The 18,626-nt window shown below is 64.0% G+C and carries 18 protein-coding genes; 12 read left to right on the top strand and 6 right to left on the bottom strand.

Annotated elements, in window-relative coordinates; all coding sequences use genetic code 11:
- The first annotated feature begins 489 nt into the window (after positions 1 to 489).
- From ACPQ6D_RS02630 to ACPQ6D_RS02660, 7 genes are all read left to right on the top strand, one after another.
- Positions 490 to 2,385, top strand: coding sequence for an ATP-binding cassette domain-containing protein (locus ACPQ6D_RS02630; RefSeq protein ID WP_423222723.1), 1,896 nt, complete (start codon positions 490 to 492; stop codon positions 2,383 to 2,385).
- 102 nt (positions 2,386 to 2,487) lie between these two features.
- Complete coding sequence (locus tag ACPQ6D_RS02635) at positions 2,488 to 3,558, top strand: sulfate ABC transporter substrate-binding protein (protein ID WP_423222724.1); 1,071 nt, start codon at positions 2,488 to 2,490, stop codon at positions 3,556 to 3,558.
- A 29-nt stretch (positions 3,559 to 3,587) separates the two neighbouring features.
- On the top strand, positions 3,588 to 4,397 hold the full coding sequence (gene cysT, locus ACPQ6D_RS02640) for a sulfate ABC transporter permease subunit CysT (protein ID WP_423222725.1): 810 nt from the start codon (positions 3,588 to 3,590) through the stop codon (positions 4,395 to 4,397).
- 166 nt (positions 4,398 to 4,563) lie between these two features.
- Positions 4,564 to 5,373 carry a molybdate ABC transporter permease subunit gene (modB, locus tag ACPQ6D_RS02645; protein WP_423222726.1) on the top strand — a complete coding sequence of 270 codons (810 nt, stop codon included), beginning with the start codon at positions 4,564 to 4,566 and terminating at the stop codon, positions 5,371 to 5,373.
- Between the two features lie 629 nt (positions 5,374 to 6,002).
- Entirely contained in the window at positions 6,003 to 6,224 is a 222-nt protein-coding gene (locus tag ACPQ6D_RS02650) for a YgiT-type zinc finger protein (protein WP_423222727.1), read from the top strand.
- Positions 6,225 to 6,791: 567 nt separating this feature from the next.
- Positions 6,792 to 7,226, top strand: coding sequence for an NfeD family protein (locus ACPQ6D_RS02655; RefSeq protein WP_423222728.1), 435 nt, complete (start codon positions 6,792 to 6,794; stop codon positions 7,224 to 7,226).
- Between the two features lie 219 nt (positions 7,227 to 7,445).
- Positions 7,446 to 8,354 (top strand): SPFH domain-containing protein, encoded by a 909-nt coding sequence (locus ACPQ6D_RS02660; protein ID WP_423222729.1) that lies wholly within the window; start codon positions 7,446 to 7,448, stop codon positions 8,352 to 8,354.
- A 68-nt stretch (positions 8,355 to 8,422) separates the two neighbouring features.
- Here ACPQ6D_RS02660 and ACPQ6D_RS02665 read toward each other — a convergent pair whose 3' ends face one another.
- Positions 8,423 to 8,647 (bottom strand): type II toxin-antitoxin system HicA family toxin, encoded by a 225-nt coding sequence (locus tag ACPQ6D_RS02665; RefSeq protein WP_423222730.1) that lies wholly within the window; start codon positions 8,645 to 8,647, stop codon positions 8,423 to 8,425.
- Positions 8,644 to 8,847, bottom strand: coding sequence for a type II toxin-antitoxin system HicB family antitoxin (locus ACPQ6D_RS02670; RefSeq protein WP_423222731.1), 204 nt, complete (start codon positions 8,845 to 8,847; stop codon positions 8,644 to 8,646). The genes ACPQ6D_RS02665 and ACPQ6D_RS02670 overlap by 4 nt, the downstream gene beginning before the upstream one ends.
- Before the next feature lie 775 nt (positions 8,848 to 9,622).
- Here ACPQ6D_RS02670 and ACPQ6D_RS02675 point away from each other — a divergent pair.
- Genes ACPQ6D_RS02675 through ACPQ6D_RS02685 form a run of 3 tightly spaced genes read left to right on the top strand, consistent with a single transcriptional unit; the run spans position 9,623 to position 12,731 of the window.
- Positions 9,623 to 11,347, top strand: a complete 1,725-nt coding sequence (locus tag ACPQ6D_RS02675; protein WP_423222732.1) for a thiamine pyrophosphate-binding protein — start codon at positions 9,623 to 9,625, stop codon at positions 11,345 to 11,347.
- Between the two features lie 24 nt (positions 11,348 to 11,371).
- Entirely contained in the window at positions 11,372 to 11,995 is a 624-nt protein-coding gene (locus ACPQ6D_RS02680) for a hypothetical protein (RefSeq protein WP_423222733.1), read from the top strand.
- Positions 11,996 to 12,044: 49 nt separating this feature from the next.
- Positions 12,045 to 12,731, top strand: coding sequence for a hypothetical protein (locus tag ACPQ6D_RS02685; RefSeq protein ID WP_423222734.1), 687 nt, complete (start codon positions 12,045 to 12,047; stop codon positions 12,729 to 12,731).
- 315 nt (positions 12,732 to 13,046) lie between these two features.
- Here the strand turns inward: ACPQ6D_RS02685 and ACPQ6D_RS02690 are convergent, their stop codons facing one another.
- From ACPQ6D_RS02690 to ACPQ6D_RS02705, 4 genes are read right to left on the bottom strand one after another with little or no spacing between them, the layout of a single operon-like run.
- Positions 13,047 to 13,931, bottom strand: a complete 885-nt coding sequence (locus ACPQ6D_RS02690; RefSeq protein WP_423222735.1) for a YihY/virulence factor BrkB family protein — start codon at positions 13,929 to 13,931, stop codon at positions 13,047 to 13,049.
- A 40-nt stretch (positions 13,932 to 13,971) separates the two neighbouring features.
- The gene (locus tag ACPQ6D_RS02695; protein ID WP_423222736.1) at positions 13,972 to 14,763 is read right to left on the bottom strand and encodes an energy-coupling factor transporter transmembrane component T family protein; all 792 of its coding nucleotides are present in this window, start codon (positions 14,761 to 14,763) and stop codon (positions 13,972 to 13,974) included.
- A complete protein-coding gene (locus tag ACPQ6D_RS02700; protein WP_423222737.1) occupies positions 14,753 to 16,297 on the bottom strand; it encodes an ABC transporter ATP-binding protein in 1,545 nt (514 codons plus the stop codon). Before ACPQ6D_RS02700 ends, ACPQ6D_RS02695 begins: the two co-directional genes overlap by 11 nt.
- Before the next feature lie 36 nt (positions 16,298 to 16,333).
- Positions 16,334 to 16,864: an ECF transporter S component gene (locus ACPQ6D_RS02705; RefSeq protein WP_423222738.1), complete on the bottom strand. Its 531-nt coding sequence runs from the start codon at positions 16,862 to 16,864 to the stop codon at positions 16,334 to 16,336.
- 167 nt (positions 16,865 to 17,031) lie between these two features.
- Between ACPQ6D_RS02705 and ACPQ6D_RS02710 the strand changes: the two genes are divergently transcribed.
- Both ACPQ6D_RS02710 and ACPQ6D_RS02715 read left to right on the top strand, forming a co-directional pair.
- On the top strand, positions 17,032 to 17,712 hold the full coding sequence (locus tag ACPQ6D_RS02710) for a helix-turn-helix transcriptional regulator (protein ID WP_423222739.1): 681 nt from the start codon (positions 17,032 to 17,034) through the stop codon (positions 17,710 to 17,712).
- Positions 17,709 to 18,569, top strand: coding sequence for a DUF309 domain-containing protein (locus tag ACPQ6D_RS02715; RefSeq protein WP_423222740.1), 861 nt, complete (start codon positions 17,709 to 17,711; stop codon positions 18,567 to 18,569). The genes ACPQ6D_RS02710 and ACPQ6D_RS02715 overlap by 4 nt, the downstream gene beginning before the upstream one ends.
- Positions 18,570 to 18,626: the final 57 nt, after the last annotated feature.

Raw genomic sequence — 18,626 nt, forward strand, 5'->3', positions numbered from 1 at the left:
GCAAACCAGCCGGGTATGGCACCTTCGCCATCGAGAACATAATCGGCTTGCCCGACGGTCTATCGTGCAGCCAGCCTGCGCAAGGGGATCCCCCTCGCAGGGCTGCGGCGAAAAAACGTACTCAGAGTCACACAACTTCGTCACAGGTCGGCGCTGCGATGTCCACGCACCCCTGCGAGGGTTGGCAGCCGCGGCCGCCCAACCTTGCGCAGGCCTGCCGCGTAAGGACCCCACATCGCAAAGAGCGAAATCGGCTTGCCCGCCGTACAACCGCGCAGCCAGTAGGTCCGGCCTCATGGCGGGACAACGTGGTCACACATAAGCGAACGCTGCGGCTGACGACGTCGTCACGCCGGAGGCGTGACCTACCTGGGAAGCCAGCCTGCGCAAGGGGATGATGTCACAGCCTTGTCACGCCCTTCTCACGCCGCCTGTCACGCCGTACGCGTAGACTGACCTGAATGGTGACGTATCCTGGGGAGATTGTTTGTGTCCATTGTCCTGGAAAACCTGACCAAACGCTACGACGGCCACCCGGTGGTCAACAACGTGTCGCTGGAGATTGCGGACGGCGAATTCTTTGTCATGCTTGGCTCCAGCGGCAGCGGCAAGACCACCGTGCTCAACATGATTGCTGGCCTGGCCAGCATTGACTACGGCCGCATTCTGCTGCATGGCCGTGACGTCACCACCGTGCCTCCGCAGGGGCGCCGAGTCGGTTTCGTTTTTCAGAACTACGCCCTCTTTCAGCACATGTCCGTGGCGGACAACATCGAATTTGGCCTCAGCATTCGCAAGGTGTCGGCCATCGAACGCCGCCGGCGGCGTGATGAACTGCTGGAACTGGTCGGCCTGGCCGGCTTGGGCAATCGCATGCCCCGCCAGCTCTCCGGCGGGCAGCAGCAGCGCGTGGCCCTGGCGCGCGCGCTGGCGCACCGACCCGAGGTGCTCCTGCTCGATGAGCCGCTGGGCGCGTTGGATGCCAAGATCCGCACCGAACTGCGCCGCACCTTGCGCACGATTCAACGTGAACTCGGCATCACCGCGATCCTGGTGACGCACGATCAGGAGGAGGCCTTCGAGCTGGCCGACCGTCTCGGTGTGATGAATTTCGGCCGTCTGCTTGAGGTGGGCGCGCCCGACGATTTGTACCGCCATCCGCAGACCGAATTTGTCGCGACCTTCCTGGGCACGGCCAATCTGCTCGTGGGCCGCCGCGTGGCGGACGGCGTCGAGGTCGGCCCGCATCACTTTCCCCTGCCCGCCGTACTCGGCGCCATCAGTGAGACCGAACGCGTGCAGGTGCTCTTTCGGCCTGAAGATGTCACCTTGACCAACAGCGCGCAAGAACTCGCGCTGGCCGATGGAGCGTCGTCCTTTCCTGCCTTGGGGCAGGGCGAAGTGGAGCTGGCTGTCTTCGCCGGTTCGTTCGAGCGCCTGCGCCTGCGCCTGCCGCCCATCCAGGGCGTGCGGCCGATTGCGCCGCCCGTGGCCTTCGGCGAAGATGCCGTCCTGGTGGAGGCGACGCGGCCGCAGCAGCAGGCCGAGCAGTTCCCGCTGCGCCCCGGTCAAAAGGTGTGGGTCGGCGTGCGCCGCGTGCATGCCCTCGCGCACCCAGGCCTCAGTTTCCTGATGCTCACCGATGGCTCGCCAGCCACGCAGGCCACGCTGGCCCTAGGCGGCCAGATGGCGCGCCTGGCCCACGCGCGCACAACGCTCCTGGGCTACGGCCTGAAGGGCGAGGCGCTGCAGCGCCATCTGCAAAGCGCCAAGGAGCAGTTGGGCAGCGGTCTCGCGGCGCTCGACATGCGCGCGACGTTGGATGCACCGGCCACGGCCGTCGCCCGTGAAACCGAGCGCCAGCCGTATGACCTGGTGCTGACAGGCTACCAGCCGCAGGACGGATTGGAACTGGCCGAGGCGCTGCTGCAAATCGGCGAGCACCACGTGCTGTTGATCTCCAAGCCCCAACCAACGCCCACGCGCGCGCTCATCTGCGTGAGCGCCGGCGCGCCAGGCAAGGATGACGTGCTCTTCGCCGGGCGCCTCGTACGTCACTTGGGCGCGCAAGCCACCGTGCTGACCGTCTTGCCGGAGACAGGCGATCAAGCCTTGTGGCAGGAACGGGCAGAACGCTTCCTGGCCGGCAGCATCAATACCCTCGAACTGCTCGGTGTGCCCGCACAAAGCCGCCTGCGCGCCGGTCCGGTCGCGGCGCAGGTGCAAGAAGAATGGAGCAGCGGCGCCTACGACCTGCTCGTTGTCGGTTCTCCGCTGCCCGATCGCGAAGGTCATATTGCCCTGGACGGCGTGGTCGGCCAACTGATCAAGATCGCCCAGGATTGCCCCGTTCTGATTGTGCGCTCGAACGCGAAGGAGTTGTAGAGGAGAGAGCGGAGATTGGAGACCGGAGACCGGAGATTTTCGCAGGCAGCGTTCCGCACTTTGTACTATGCACTTTGCACTTTGACCTATCTGGAGGTAACGATGTTTCGTCGCATCATTCACAGCAGCGTGATACTCGCTGCGCTCGTTGTCCTGGCGGCGTGTGGAGCGCCCGCAGCCGCGCCCGGCGCGCCGGCTCAGGGGGCCTCGACGCCCGCCGGCAGCCCGTCAGCGCTCACCCTGATCCTGGGCGCGTACACGACGCCGCGCGAGGCGTACGGCAAGCTGATTCCGCTGTTCAAGGCGCAGTGGCAGCAGGAGAAGGGCCAGGCGGTCACGTTCGAGGAGTCGTACCTCGGCTCCGGCGCGCAATCGCGCGCGATCGTGGAAGGCTTCGAGGCCGATGTGACCGCGCTCTCGCTGGAGGCCGATGTCACCCGCATCGCCCAGGCCGGCTTGATCACGCATGACTGGAAAGACAATCCGACCAAAGGCATTGTCAGCACCTCGGTGGTGGTTTTTGCCGTGCGCAAGGGCAATCCCAAGCAGATCAAGGATTGGGCCGATCTGGCCAGGCCGGGCGTGCAAATCCTGACGCCGAACCCGAAGACGAGCGGCGGCGCGATGTGGAACATTCTCGCCTTGTATGGCGCGGCCCTGCGCGGTAAGGTTGACGGCGTGCCGGCCAATGACGAGGCCGCGGCGTCGGCCTTCCTGACGACGGTGTTGAAAAACGTGACCGTCATGGACAAGGGCGCGCGCGAGAGCATCACCAATTTCGAAAAGGGCGTGGGCGATGTTGCGATCACCTATGAAAACGAGGTGCTCGTCGGTCAACAGAGCGGACAGACCTATGAGATGGTCATTCCGCGGTCTTCGATTCTGATCGAGAACCCGGTGGCCGTGGTGGATACGTACGCGGACAAGCACGGCACGCGCGCCGCGGCCACGGCCTTTGTCAACTTCTTGTTCACCAAGCCAGCGCAGGAGATCTTTGCCCAGTACGGCTTGCGTTCGGTGGACGCGGAGGTGGCGAAGGCCACGGCCGACCGCTACCCGCCGGTGGCTGATCTATTTACCATCCAGGATCTGGGCGGTTGGGAGCAGGCCACGCCGCGCTTCTTTGGCGAAAACGGCCTCTACACCAAGGCCATCGGCGCGCTGGGGAAATAGACCATCACAGCCAGAAGGTCAACCTGACCATGTTCAACCGCGGAAAATTCGCCCTGCGCAGCCTGACGCTGACCTACCTGGGCCTGCTGCTCGTCATCCCGGTGCTTGTCATCACCCAAGATGGCCTGCGCGCGGGGGTGAGCGGGCTGCTGCGCCAGGTGACGCTGCCCCTCGCCTGGCACGCGCTCATGCTGACCCTGTGGACGGCCGCGGTGATGGTGGTCATCAACACGATCATGGGCACGCTGACCGCGTACGTCCTGGTGCGCTACGATTTTCCCGGCAAGGCCGTGCTCAACGCGCTGGTGGATTTGCCCCTGGCGATCCCCACCCTGGTAACCGGCGTCATGCTCGTCGTGCTCTACGGCCCGCAGCAGGCGCTCGGCGCCTGGCTCGATCAAACCCTGGGGTGGCGCATCATCTTTGCGCCCCCTGGGATCATCCTGGCGCTGCTCTTCATCACTTTTCCCTTCGTCGTGCGCACCGTACAGCCGGTGCTACTCGACCTGGACCGGGCGACGGAAGATGCCGCGGCCACGCTGGGCGCGGGCGCGTGGACGATCTTCCGCCGCGTCACCCTGCCGCCGCTGCTGGCCCCGCTGACCAGCGGCGCGCTGCTCAGCTTTGCGCGCGCGATTGGCGAGTTTGGCGCGATCGTCATCGTGGCTGGCAACATCCCCTTCTACTCCCAGACTGCGGCCGTGTATGTCCTCGGCGAGGTTGAGTCGGAGAACCGCCTGGGCGCCAGCGCCATGTCCGTGGTCATGCTGATCATTGCCCTGGCCTTGATTGGCTTGGTCGAGCTGCTGCAGAGGCAGCGCCGGACGTCATCATCCTGAGCGATTGAAATCGCGCCTGAGGTGCGTACCGCCGGGCGTTCACCTTCGTGGACGCGATGCTGGTCGGCGCCAGGCCGACCTTGTGGCGGAACGCCCCTTCGCCCCGAATTCATTCGGCGGCTGAACAGCGGCGTGCAAGACGAGTTCTGACGTGGAGTGGGGTCTGATGGTTCAACAAAGTAGATGGCGGCGACGGCTGCTGATCGGCATTGTGATCGCGTACGTGGGCGTGCTCATCCTCGCGCCGATCGGCGCGCTGATCTCCGGCGCGCTGGCCGAAGGACTGGGCGCGATCGCAGCCGCGCTGCGCCAACCGGACGTGCTCTCGGCCTTTCAGCGCACGCTGCTCATCAGCCTGGTGACGGTCGTCGTGCATGCGACCTGCGGCACGGCGACGGCCTGGGTCCTCGTGCGCCAGCGCTTCCGCGGGCGGCGCATCCTCAACGCGCTGCTGGACATGCCCTTTGCCATCTCGCCGGTGGTCGTTGGCTACATGCTCCTGATTCTGTTTGGCCGCAACGGCCCGCTGGCGCCGATCCTCGCCGCCCTGCACATCAAGGTGGTCTTTGCCCTGCCTGGCATGATCCTGGCGACGCTCTTCGTCACCCTGCCGTTCATGGTGCGCGAGTTGATGCCGGTGCTGGAAGCGTTCGGTGTGCAGCAGGAGCTGGCGGCCGCGACCCTGGGCGCCAGCGGCTGGCAGACCTTCTGGCGGGTCACGCTGCCCGCGCTGCGCTGGGGTTTCATCTACGGCATCACCTTGACCTTCGCCCGCGCCCTGGGCGAATTTGGCGCGGTGCTCGTCGTGGGCGGCGGCGTGCAGGGGCGCACCGAAACCGCTACCCTCTTTATCTACCGCGCGCTCGAAGAGCGCCAATACGTCGGCGCGTACAGCGCCGCGCTCGTCCTCGGCGCCTTCTCCTTACTCCTCGTCATGGGCACCGAACTCCTGCGCCGCCGCGAAACCAACCGCTGAACCGGCCGAGACACTGGAGCGCCGAACGTGTTCGGCATGTTTGAAACCCCAGGGATATGAAGAACCTAACGCAAAGCCGCAGAGATGCCAAGCCGCAAAGAGGGCTGAACCAACCGAGCCTTTGGAGCGCCGAACGTGTTCGGCATGTTTCAAACCCCAGGCATGTTGACGAACTTAACGCAAAGCCACGAAGACGCTGAGCCGCAACAAGAACTGAATTGTTGTCCAGCGTTGACCCATGGCATGTCCTGCGGTAGGGGCGGCCCTGTGTGGCCGCCCATTGGGTTTTTGACCACAGAGATCACAAAGAACGCAAAGAACGCAGAAAAGCTGCCGATTTGCGCCTGATCGGCCGTTTCTTTGTGTTCACCGACCCCCGCATGTGTTCTGTGTGGTTGACTGTGTGCTACACAGGTGGAATGCCCGTGATACGCCTGGTTCCTTTGATGTCTATGGCCTGGATGCTATAATATCAGTGCAGACCAACTGCTGATACAAAGTAAACGGCCGATTCACGTCGTGTGTTCGCCAAAGAGTTCCTGGTCATCATTACGGTGTACCTCCCTGATGGGCACCGTTGGGAAACCGATTGGAAAGCACGAAAAAAGCGAAACTAAAGGAGGCCAACCATGAACTGTCCCCATTGCCAGGGCGAGTTGAGGGCTGGAAAGACCAGTTATACCATCAACCGCCATGGCTATCACCTGATCATTGATGATGTGCCTGCCCTGGTTTGCGAACAGTGCCAGGAGCCTCTTTTCACAGAGGCTGCGGTCCGGCTGGTTCAGCAAATGATCCGGACCCTGGATGAGCGTCGCCAGGAGTTGAGCACCATCCCAGTTGTTGTCTGAGCCGTGCTTTGTGCAGCGATGCCAGGTGATTGGCCTAATCACTCGACCGAACCAGGGATTGCGATGACTGACCTATCCCAACATGTGGCTTGGATCAGCGCCAGTGCGTTCAGCTGAGCCAATCACCCGCGGAGGTGATTGTGATGCCTGATCAATCTACCCACGGTTACGCCCTGCTCATCGGCGTCGGCGCGTCTGCCTATGCCCCCTGTTGCTGCCGGTGACCGTGCGGGACATGCACGGCCCTGGCCGCGTGCCTGCTGGATCCGGCCCTCTGCGCCTATCCCGAACGTAAATCGCCCTGAAATCCTTGACGAGCGAAATTCCTGACCAACAGAGCACGATTGCGAACGCAGATGCACGCGGGCTGCGCACGCAGATTTTTCGAGACATCTGCGTTCATCAGCGTTTATCTGCGTCCACCTCTTCTCGTCGGTTTGAGGCGATGCTTCGCTGAACGGTAACGCCGCGGCCTGCGCGCGCCCGTTGGGCGTCAGGTCATTGTCGGGCAAGAATGGCTCGTTTTTGGTATAATGGGCGTGATTGGGTCCGATTGAGGAGGTTCCTATGGAGATGGTGCGTTGGGTATGGTTGGGCATTGCCGTCTTCTTCTTCCTGGCCGAGCTGTTCACGGCCGGTTTTGTGCTCGCTGCGTTTGGGGTTGGCGCTGCGGCCGCGGCCTTGATGGCCTTCGTGGGCCTCGACCTGCCCTGGCAGCTCGTGACCTTCATCGGAGTTTCGACGGTCGCGGTGCTGCTCTCGCGCCGCTTCGCCGATCGGGTCACCGGCCAGCAGGCGCAGGGCGTGGGCATTGACCGCGTGCTGCACAAGCGCGCGGTCGTCCTGGAGGCAATTGAGCCGGTGTCCGCGACCGGCCGCGTGCGCGTGGAGCGCGAGGAGTGGCGGGCCGATTCGATCACCGGCCAGACAATCCCCGTCGGCGCGGTCGTCGAAGTCACAGGGGTCGTGGGGACGCGGCTACAGGTCAAGCCCGCGGAGTGAGAAATAAGGATTCAAGATTGAAGATTTGGGGGTAACTACTCAGCCATCCGTCGCCGCCGATTGAAATCGGCGGCTGAAATGGCGAAAACCTGCTGAAGCAAGTTCGAAACGCCGACCCCAACCCGCTTCAGCGGGTTTCCGGGGTATCAGGCGTCGGATTCATCCGATGCCGGGGCAGGCTGAGTAGTTACGATTGGGGTTTGAAACGGAGGTTCTATCATGGGTGGTGTCTTGTTTTTGATATTCCTGGCGTTCTTCATCTTTGTGGTGGCTGTGCTGGGAATTCGGATTGTGTCGCCCTATCAAAAGGGTGTGGTGGAACGGTTGGGACGCTATACGCGCACGGCGTCTCCCGGCCTGACGATCATCGTGCCGTTTATTGATGCCATCCGCAAGGTGGACATGCGCGAGCAGGTGGTGGACGTGCCGCCGCAGGAAGTGATCACGAAGGACAACGTGGTGGTCACGGTGGACGCCATCGTCTACTACGAGGCGACCGACCCGGTGAAGCTGGTCTACAACGTGGCCGACTTCTACCAGGCGGCGACCAAGCTGGCGCAGACCAACCTGCGTAACGTGGTTGGCGAGATGGAATTGGACCAGGCGCTGACCTCACGCGAGACGATCAACACCAAGCTGCGCGAGGTGCTCGACGATGCGACCGACAAATGGGGCGTGCGCATCGTGCGTGTGGAAATCAAGCGCATTGATCCCCCGGCCGACGTGACGCAGGCCATGCACCGCCAGATGAAGGCCGAGCGTGAAAAGCGCGCGGTGATCCTGGAAGCCGAAGGCATGCGCCAGTCGAAGATCCTGGAGGCCGAGGGTTCGCGCCAGTCGAGGATTCTGGAAGCCGAGGGTCAGGCCGAAGCGGTGCGCCGCGTGGCCGATGCGCAGCGCTACAAGCTGGAGGTGGAGGCCACGGGGCAGTCCAACGCCATCACCGCGGTCTACAAAGCGATCCTGGATGCCAAGCCGGACGAGAAGCTGATCGCGATCCAGTACCTGGAGTCGCTGAAGGTGGTGGCCAACGGCCAGGCGTCGAAGGTCTTCCTGCCCTACGAGGCCTCAGGCGTCCTGGGCGCGCTGGGCGGGATCAAGGAGCTGTTCAAGGAAGACAAGGCCTGAGCGCAGCCCGCCAGGCTTGCTTTTGCGTGAATCACGGTAGACGCCCACCGCACGGTGGGCGTCTACCGTCACAACAGCTCTAAAAAGCGGTCTACATCTATCCGAGCCTGTTTCAGAATGTGAGATAGAGTAGATCGCTTGACAGGGCGATGGGCAGGAACGGTAATCTTAAGCAATTCATCGGCGAGATGCTTCTGAAGACGAACATGGCTGCCGCGCTGACGCAGCACGATCCAACCGTCTCGCTGTAACGCCTTGATGATTTCGGTATAGGAGAGGCTGGGGACTTTCACAACTCGATTTCCTTGACTAATGCGCGCTCGTCAAACACCCAATCGTCTTCGACCGGTTCTAAGTAGAGTTCGACTGCTTCCTCGATATTCTTTAAGGCCTCTTCCACGGTGTCGCCTTCGCTGATGCACCCAGGAAGGGACGGGATATAGACGGTGAAACCGCCTTCATCGCTTGGTTCAAGCACCACCTTGAAGCGCATGATGTCATCTCCTCATATCCGCAAACTTACTGCGGGTTTGATCATACCGCCATGCTGACCGGTGCTTGATCTTACCACAGGCCCGCCAAAATCCCAAGCATCTGCCAGTTTTCGGGTGCATTTCAGAATGGGGGCGCAGCCCCGGAGGGGCTTGCACCTCGTAGCCGGATGGCCTTTGGCCTCCGGCGGGGTTGGTGGCCGCATGGCCTGCGCGCAACCAACGCCGCCCGACCGTGAACGGATCGGGCTACAAGGTGAAAGGCCCTATCGGGCCTGACAGCCTGGCAGGGGCTTGCAGCTCGTAGCGGGCGCATTTCAGTTTCGCGGCGTAGCCCACAAAGGTTGGGCTTGGCAGCGGTTGCAGCGGCCTTCGACAAGCTCAGGCCCCGTGCGGTGAGCCTGTCGAACCGTGCGGTCGAGCCGCTCACGACGAAGCCTCAATCGCCCGACCCGCCCCCATTCTGAAATGCACCCCAGTTTTCAGCCTGATTGTCAGCCTCTGCGATGTGTGCTAGAATGAACGTAACCGTTCACGAGGTTCTAGAGTTGAACGCAGATACACGCAGAAAAACGCAGATCGGATCAAAGAAGAAACGCAACGCAGCGCGTGCTGCAACCGTTGTCCCAGGCGCTACATTGGCTGCCCAGCAAAATCGCTAAATCTGCGTGCGCAGCCAGCGTTGATCTGCGTCCTGTCTATTCCTCTGAACGCTTACCTCCCGCGAACCCATTCATGCCATTCACGGCAGGACACTGGCAAACAGGACAGGATACCATGGACGGTGGTCAAATTGTGGCTGCTGCGCTGAAGGCGCAGGGCGTGACCTTTCTCTATACGCTGGTTGGCGGGCACATCTCGCCGATCCTGGTGGCCGCGCAGCAGCAGGGCATCCGCGTGGTGGATGTGCGCCATGAGGCCACCGCGGTCTTTGCCGCCGACGCCACCGCGCGCCTGACCGGCATCCCCGGCGTGGCCGCGGTCACGGCCGGGCCGGGCGTCACCAACACGCTGACCGCGGTCAAGAACGCGCAGATGGCGCAGTCGCCTGTGGTGTTGATCGGCGGCGCCGCGCCGACCGCGCTCAAGGGCCGCGGCGCGCTGCAAGACATTGACCAGGTGTCGCTCTTTCGCACCGTTGTCAAATGGTCGGCCGCGGTGCGCCGCGTGCGCGACGTGGGGCCGGCCTTGAATGAGGCCTTTCGGCAGGCGCAGAGCGGCGTGCCCGGCCCAGTGTTTGTCGAATTTCCGGTTGATTTGCTCTACGCCGAGCCGATGGTGCGCCAGCTGTACGGCGCACAACGCGGCGGCCGCAGCCTGGGCGCCCGCGCGGTGCAGGCCTATCTGCGCTGGCATGTCAACCGCCTCTTCGCCGGCAGCCAGCGGCCGTATGAGGCGCCGCCCGCGCAGTCGTTGGTTCTCGACCTGCCTGCACCGGCCCAAGTGGCGGCTGTGGCCGCCCGACTGGCGCAGGCGCAGCGCCCGGTGATCCTGGTGGGCAGCCAGGCCCTGCTGCAGCCTGACCAGGCCCCGGCCCTGGCGCAGGCGTTAACGGCCCTGGGCGCGCCGATCTATTTGTCCGGCATGGCGCGCGGCCTGCTGGGCCGCAACCATCCGCTGCATGTGCGTCACCAGCGCCGCGCAGCCCTCAAGGAGGCGGACCTGGTGCTGCTGGCCGGTGTGCCGTGCGACTTCCGCCTGGACTATGGCAACCAGATCAGCCGCCGCGCCCGCTACATCGCCGTCAACCGCAGCCGCGAGGACCTGACCAAGAACCGCCGCCCTGACATCGGCGTCCAGGCCGATCCGGGCGCGTTCCTGCGCCAGTTGTCAGCGCAGCAGGTAGATGGCGAACGCTGGGCGCCCTGGCTGGCGCAGCTGCAGGCGCGTGACCGTGAGCGCAACGCGGAGATTGCTGTGCAGGCGCAGTCGCCGTCCGCGGGCATCAATCCGCTGCACCTCTGCCGGGAGATCAACGCCGCGCTCGGCGCGGACAGCATCATCGTGGCTGACGGCGGCGACTTTGTCGCGACGGCCTCCTACATCGTGCAGCCGCCCGGCCCATTGACCTGGCTGGACCCTGGCCCGTTCGGCACACTGGGCGTGGGCGCCGGCTTTGCTCTGGCCGCCAAGCTGTGCCGGCCCGCGGCCGATGTCTGGCTGCTCTACGGCGACGGCGCGGCCGGCTTCAGCCTGATGGAGTTCGACACCCTGGTCCGTCACCACGTCCCCGTGCTGGCCGTCGTGGGCAACGACGGCGGCTGGACGCAGATTGCACGCGAGCAGGTGGAGATGCTGCACAGCGACGTCGCGACCGTGTTGGCGCAAACCGACTATCACCGCGTGGTGGAAGGCCTGGGCGCGGTCGGCTTCAAGCTTGACGATCCGGAGCTGGCGGCGGAGACGTTGGCGCAGGCCGCTGCGGCCGCGGTCACGCGCCCTGTCCTGGTCAACGCGATGTTGGGCAAGACCGATTTTCGCAAAGGCTCTATTTCGATGTAATGAGGGCGTGGCAAGGAGGATGCGATGGAACTACAGACCTTCTATGAGATGGTTGGCTACGTGGCCTCGATTGTGGTGGCGATTTCGCTGACGATGCGCTCCGTCTTGCGTTTGCGCATAGTCAACTTGATTGGCGCGGCGGTTTTTTCGATCTACGGCGTCCTGATTCACGCCTACCCGGTGGCCGTGCTCAACGCCCTCATTGTCCTGATTGATCTTTATTACTTGATCGAGATGGCGCGTGCGCGCGCCTACTTTGCCCTGCTGGAGGTCACCGCGGAATCCAAGTATCTGCCTGCGTTCTTGCGTTTTCATGCCCAGGACATCCAGCAGTTCTTCCCCAATTTCGACTACACGCCCCGCGCATCCGATCTGATTCTGTTTGTCCTGCGCGATATGGTGCCCGTGGGTCTTTTCATCGGACGGGCCGGCGCGCCAGGTGAGATCAATGTGCTGCTGGATTACGTTGCACCCGGCTATCGGGATCTCAAGCCAGGGCTTTTTCTGTACGAGCAGCAGACGCCGCGCTTACGCGCCCAGGGCATCGTCCGCCTTTGCGCAACTGCGGGCAACGCCGCCCACCGCAGCTATCTGGAGCGCATGGGTTTCGTCGCCCAAGGCGATGGCTACTACCGGTCGTTAGCCTGAGCCAGGCTGCACGACAGCATTCATCTGCCCCTGGAAAGCAAAATTCTTCATGTTTGAATTAACGTATCGTCCCACAACCGTGCGCGCCATCGTGATCGGCGTCGCGGTGCTTGGGCTGCTCTGTCTCGTCGCCTGGTCTCTCGGCAGCGCGGTGAAGGTTATCGGCGCGACGTTCCTGTTCCTGCCTGATCAACTTGGCATCATCCGCCAGGTCCATCGTGCGGAAGTCATCTCGTTTCATCTCAACCAGTCTCCCACGACCGTGACCCTGGCGGCCGGCCGTTACGCGGTCTATGTCGCAGACATTGACCTTCTGACCGCCACTGACCTCATCATTGAGGCTGGCGGCCCGCCCTGGCTGGCGGTCAAGTCCCAGGACACGGGGCAGTCCCAACCGGTGTCATTCATCTCGCGCGGCATGGCGTTTTATGACACGCCGTTGGCGCCCGGCCGGCCAATCATGAGCTTCGCCGCGCCCGCGGCGGGCCGTTATGAGTTGACGCAGGCGCCGCGTCCCGTCGAGGCCGCGCTCGTGCGCGATTACACCAGCGGCCACGAAACGCTCCTGCTGCTGATTTACGTTGTGCAGCTGGCCGTTATCCTCGGCGTACCGGCGCTGCTCTACGTTCGGCGTCATCGCGAAGAATGGGAGATGATTGCGGCGCTGCGCGCACAGCGCCGCGTCGAGGCCGATGCTTTCTGGGGGAGCGAACAGGGACGCAAGCCGAAAGGGTAACACCACTCTGACCTGAAAATAGGCCGCGGATGAACACGGATCGCCACGGATTGCCTGTTTTCATCCACCGTTGTGCCAGTGGGGCATGGGCAGCTGACCTGAAAATAGGCCGATGGCTCACACAAAGACACCAAGACACAAAGAAACTCTTGACTCCTTGGTGGCTTTTTGTGAGGGCAAACCTGAAAATAGCCCTGTGCCGCAATCCGCCGGATTGCGGCGCCACAGAGGCAATCCGCCGGATTGCGCACCATTTTCATTCACGGTTGTGCGCCCGGCGCACGGATAACTGACCAGGCAATGGCTGCCGCGGTTTCAACCGCCCAGAGACGCTGAGTGAACAGGTACGGACGACCAACTTTTCTTGCGCTGCGCGTAGACCTGCGTGAACTCGGCGCCCAGGAAGAAGACCTGCGCGGAGTAGTAAACCCAAAGGAGGAGTGTGACCAGGGAGCCGGCCGCGCCGAAGCTGGACGTGATCGCGGCGCGTGACAGGTAAAGGCTGATGACATAACGCCCAACGGCAAACAGCAGCGCGGTGAGGATCGCACCCGGCCACACGGTGCGCCACGGCGCCTTGACTCGCGGCAGCACCTTGAAGATGACGCCGAACAGTAGGGCAGTCAGCGCCACGGTCGCCGCCTGGTTGAGCCATTGGCTCAAGGCCAGGGTGCTGGGTGTGATGGTTGCCACGATGCGATCGAACCCGGCCAAGGCGCTGGTGAGGACGAGCGAAGCAATCAAAAGCCCGCCCAGTCCCAGCACCAGGGCCAATGCAAACAGGCGATTGATCACCAGGTCGAGCAGACCGCGGTTGGGCGCGGCCGGCGTCTCCCAAATCAGGTTGAGCGCGCCCTGCAGCTCAGCAAACAGGCCGGAAGCGCCGAGGATGAGCGTGATGACGCCAAAGATTGTTGCCGCGCGGTTGGCGCGAGGCTCGCTGGCGTTCAAAATCAGCGATTGAATCAGACTGGCGCTGTCATGGCCGATCAGACCTTCGATCTGCGCCACGATTTGGCCCTGCGCGGCCTGCGTTCCCAGCGCCAGCCCGGCCACGCCAATCGCAATGACCAATAAGGGCGCCGCGGCAAACACCGTGTAGTAAGCCAGCGCCGCCGCCATGCGGCTGCAGTGATGACGGCTCCAGGCCGCGAAGGTCGCCTTGAGCAGTTGACCGATTTCCCTAATGCGGCTCTTCATCGGCGTCTCCTCCGTCATTCTCCCATCTCCGATCTCTAACCTACCACGTCGCTGCACCCCAGCCGAGCAGCAAACGGCCGGCCAGAAACAGCCCAAAGAGCACGCTGACGAGCACGCTGATGGCCGCATCCATCGAGGTGAAGTGAATGTCGCGCCAAACGCTGCGCGGGGTCGGCGCGCCGAAGCCGCGTGCCGCCAGCGCCAGGCCCATATCGTTGCTCAAGCGCAGCGCGGCAATGATGACCGCCACCAACACCGGTCGGTAAGCCGACAGGCGCGCCAGCAAACCCTGGCGCTCTGGCGTCCAGCCGCGGGCTTGCTGCGCTTCGACAATGCTGACCCACAGGCCGTAGATGGTGGGCAGGTAACGCAGGGCCAGGCTGAAGGTCAGCCCATACTCGAACGGCAGCCCCAGCCGCACCAGTCCGCGCACAAGCGTCTGCGCCTCGGTGACGAAAAGCAGGAGCGACGCGGCAAAGGCCATGACATTCGCGCGCAGCGCAAAGCTGATCCCATCCAGCACGCCGCTGCTGGTGATGACGAGCGGCCCCAGGCGCAGCAGCACAGCGCCGCCGCCGCTGGCGAAGATCGGCTGCAGCAGCAGGATGAACAGCGTGAGCGGCGCCATGCGCGCCCACAGCCAGCGCAACGCTGTCCACGGCACCCCGGCCCCGAGCAGCAGCAGGTGCGTCAGCAGGAGCAGGCCGGCCAGCAGCGCCAGGTGTTTGAGCAGCAGCGCCATCCCGAGCAGCACGCCCACGAGCAGCAGCTTGCTGCGCGGATCGAGCCGGTGCAGCCATGAATCTCCCGGCACATACAGATCAAAGCGCATCGGGTTGCCCCGCGACGGCCGCGAGACCAGCCTGAGCGAGCAGGGCGTGCTCTCTGAGGACAACGTCCGGCGGCCCTTCGGCTGCGAGCCGGCCGTCCTGCAGTACCAGCACGCGCTGCGCATGACCGGCCACCAGCGCCAGGTCGTGCGTCACCAACACCAGCGTGACCCCCTGCGCATGGCATTCGTGTAGCCAGGCGAGCAGGCCCGCACGGGCCTCTGCATCCAGGCCAACCGTCGGTTCGTCCAGCACCAGGATGGCGGTCTCCAGCGCGGCCACGGCCGCCAGGGTGACGCGCCGGCGCTGCGTAAAGCTGAGCACGGCCGGCGGCTGCGCTGCCAGTTCGGTCAGATCGAAGCGCGCAAGCGCCTGCGCAACCCGCCGGCCGATCACATCCGCCGGTAACCCCAGGTTGCGCGGGCCAAAGGCGATCTCGTCCGTCACCGTCGCGCTGAAAATTTGGCGCTCCGGGTTCTGAAACAGAAAGCCGACCTGTCGCGCCAACGCGCCCACGCTCTGCCGCGCGCTGTCTTGACCCTGGATCAGCAGGCGGCCACGCGATGGGCGCAGCAGGCCGATCAGATGTTTGGCCAGGGTGGTCTTCCCAGACCCGTTGGCGCCCACCAGGGCCACGAACTCGCCGGCCGCGATGGTCAGGTCGAGGTCGCGCAGCACCGGTTGGCCTGGATCATAGGCGAAGCTGAGATGCTCCAGGGTAATCGCCGCGGCCGCGGCACGCAGCGGCCCGGGCGCAATGGGGGGCTGTGTGTGAGCTTCGTGCGCTGGCATGGCCGACGTCGCTGGCCGATCAGCGCCAGCCAGCGCCTCGCGGGCGTTGGACGCCGGGCGGACAGACACCAGCCGTCCCCGGTGCAGCGTCGCCACGCGGTCGGCGAACCAGGTGACGGCGGGGTCATCAGCCTCGGCCACTACGACCGTGATATGGCGTTGTTCCCGCAGCAGCTGCAGCGTGGTCAACACCTCACGGCGGCCCTGCGGATCGAGACCGCCGAGCGGAGCATCGAGCACCAGCAGCGATGGCTGCATCGCCAGGACGGCTGCCAGGGCCAGGCGTCGCTGCTGGCCGCCGGAGAGGCGCTCAGGCGACTGCGCACGCAGACCAACCAGGTCGAAGGTGTGCAAAGCCCAAGCGAGGCGTTCGGCGATGATGGCGCGCGGCAGCCCCAGCGCCTCCAGCCCCCATACGATTTCGGTTTCGACGCTGGGATTGAAGAGCTGGCTTTCGGGGTTCTGAAAGGTCAAGCCCACGACCCCCACCAGGTCCGAAGGCGGGTGCTGGCGGGTATCTTTGCCGCCGATCAACACCTGCCCCTGAAAGCGTCCGCCGGTCAGGTGCGGCGCCAGGCTCACGAGCGCGCGGCAGAGGGTGGTCTTGCCGCTGGCGTTGGCGCCGAGCAGGGCCAGCCACTCACCGGCCTGGATTTCCAGGTCAATCGCATCGAGCGCCCAGCCGCTGAGGCCGGGATAGGCGTAGCGCAAGCCGGTGATGCGCACCTCGTGGGCTTCATTCATAGCAGCCCCGGTCGGAGATCGGCCAGGAAATTCATCTTACTCGGACCAGCGCCCGGCGGCGCGCCACTGCGCCAGCGGCGGATAGGCGCGCAGCACCGCGCTGAACAGGGGAATGCCCACCACGCCGCCGCTCAGCGCCTGCAGCACATTGGGCAGGACGCCGGTAATGGCCTGTCCCACGCCGGTGAGCACGATGCCGGCCAGGAAATAACCTGCGATGATGATCAAACCGCCGCTGATGACGGCCATGACTTGGCCGCGCAGTCCCGCGACGCGCTGGGTGATCAGGCCGGCCACGAAGCCCTGGCCGCCGTGAATCAGCAGGGAGAAGACAGCCCACTGCGCATAGCCCGTGGTGGCGTCTACCAAGGCCGTCCCCAGGCCGCCCGCTACGAGCGCGACCCAAGGGCCAAAAGCAAACGCCGCGAAGTAGATTGCGGCGTCGCCGAGGTGAACAAACCCCTGGGCGCCGATAGGAATTTGGACCAGGCGCGTCAGAATATAGACGACGGCAATCATGACCGCGGTGAGGGAAGCTGCGCGTGGATCGAGAGACTGTCGTTTCATCGTTGTACCTCGTGCGAACGTGTCGGATAGGCCTGCTATTATACGCTGGATTACACTTTTGTTAAGTTTACAACGACATGGCCGCGTGCTATAATCGTCGCCAGCCGCCGGTTGCACCGGCGTGCATGACGCCATCGCATACCCTATCGCAATGAAGGAATGGCCCCATGAATGCGCGAGAGCCATCGGTCTTGAAGACCGTTGAGAACGAACAATCTACCCGCCATACAATCCTGGTGGCGCTGAAGAAGCAAGGCCAAATGACGGCGAATGACCTGGCTGAGATGCTGGCGATGACGCCCATGGGTGTGCGGCGTCAGCTCAACCTGCTCGAACGCGATGGCCTGGTGCGTTACGAGACTGTGCAGCGGGGCATGGGCCGGCCGAGCAATGTCTATCGGCTCAGCGAGCAGGCCAATGATCTCTTCCCCAAAACGTACAGCCAGCTAACCAATGAACTGCTGGGCTATATCGAGATGCTCGACGGGACCGAGCATCTAGAGGTTATTTTTCAGCGCCGGGCGCAGCGCCGCATTCAGCAGGCGCAGCTCCGCCTGCAAACCAAGTCTACCCTGGCTGGCCGCGTGGCTGAGCTGGCCGCGATTCTGGATGAAGACGGCTATCTGACCGAATGGGAACAGGTGGACGCGGGAACCTTCCTGCTGCGTGAGTTCAACTGCGCCGTCCACAACGTGGCGCGGCGCTTTCAGCAGGCATGCGGCTCTGAGATCGAGTTCATTCAGGCCTTGCTGCCCGACGCGATGGTGGAGCGCCAGCACCACATTTTGCGCGGGGAAACCTTCTGCGGCTACCGCATCGCCGCGCGGCAGGATGGCGGCCGCGGATGAGCACAGCCGCCGACGCCCTGCCGAATCAGGTTGATGCTTCCGCACCCGCTGCGGCGCCGCGTCGGGTCGCCGCGTACATCCCAGATTTGTTCTTCAGCGTGCGCGTGGCCGATGTGATCCGCGCCCTGGGCGGCCTGCCCGACCTGGTGGATTCGGCCCCGGCGCTGTGGGAGGCGCTCGAGCGCTGGCCGGCGCTGGTGTTGATTGACCTGCGCGCGCCGGACGACTGGCAAGGCGTGGTGCGTCGAGCCAAGAATTTACCGCACACGCGCCTCATTCCGATTGTGGCCTTCGGCAGTCATGTGGACACAGACGCGCTGCGCGCCGCACGCCAGGCCGGCTGCGATCACGCCTGGGCCAAGTCGCATTTCATGGAGCAGCTGCCCGCGCTGGTCAAGCGGTGCCTGGAGAAGCCGCCGCAGTATGTCGAGGGCTGGGACGCGCCGCCGTCTGCCTTGGCCGTAGAAGGCTTCGAGGCCTTCAACGCAGGGCATTATTGGGAACAGCATGAGCTGCTGGAAGGCGCGTGGCGTGAGGAACCGCGTCCTGTGCGCGATCTGTACCAGGGCATCTTGCAGGTTGGCGTGGCGCTGCACCAAATCGAGCAGGGTAAGTGGGCCGGCGCGATCAAACTCCTGCGCCGCGGCCTCAATCGCCTGGACTGGCTGCCGCCGGTGTGCATGGGGGTTGACCTGGCCGCGTTTCGCCGCCAGGCGCACGGCCTGCACCAGCATCTGATGGCCCTCAGCGCTGCGCAGCCGGACGCAGCCGAGCTGGACCTGGCCAGGCAGGCAGATCGGCGCCTCTTCCCGCAGGTCGCCTGGCAATCCGCCGCGCAACCTGATATAGATTCTTGACGGCGCGCTTATTTGGGCGCATTATTGTGTGAGACAACCCGAAACCGCAGGCTGCTG

Source organism: Candidatus Amarolinea aalborgensis (genome assembly GCF_900491745.1).
In the GTDB taxonomy this organism is placed as follows: Bacteria; Chloroflexota; Anaerolineae; order SSC4; family Amarolineaceae; genus Amarolinea; species Amarolinea aalborgensis.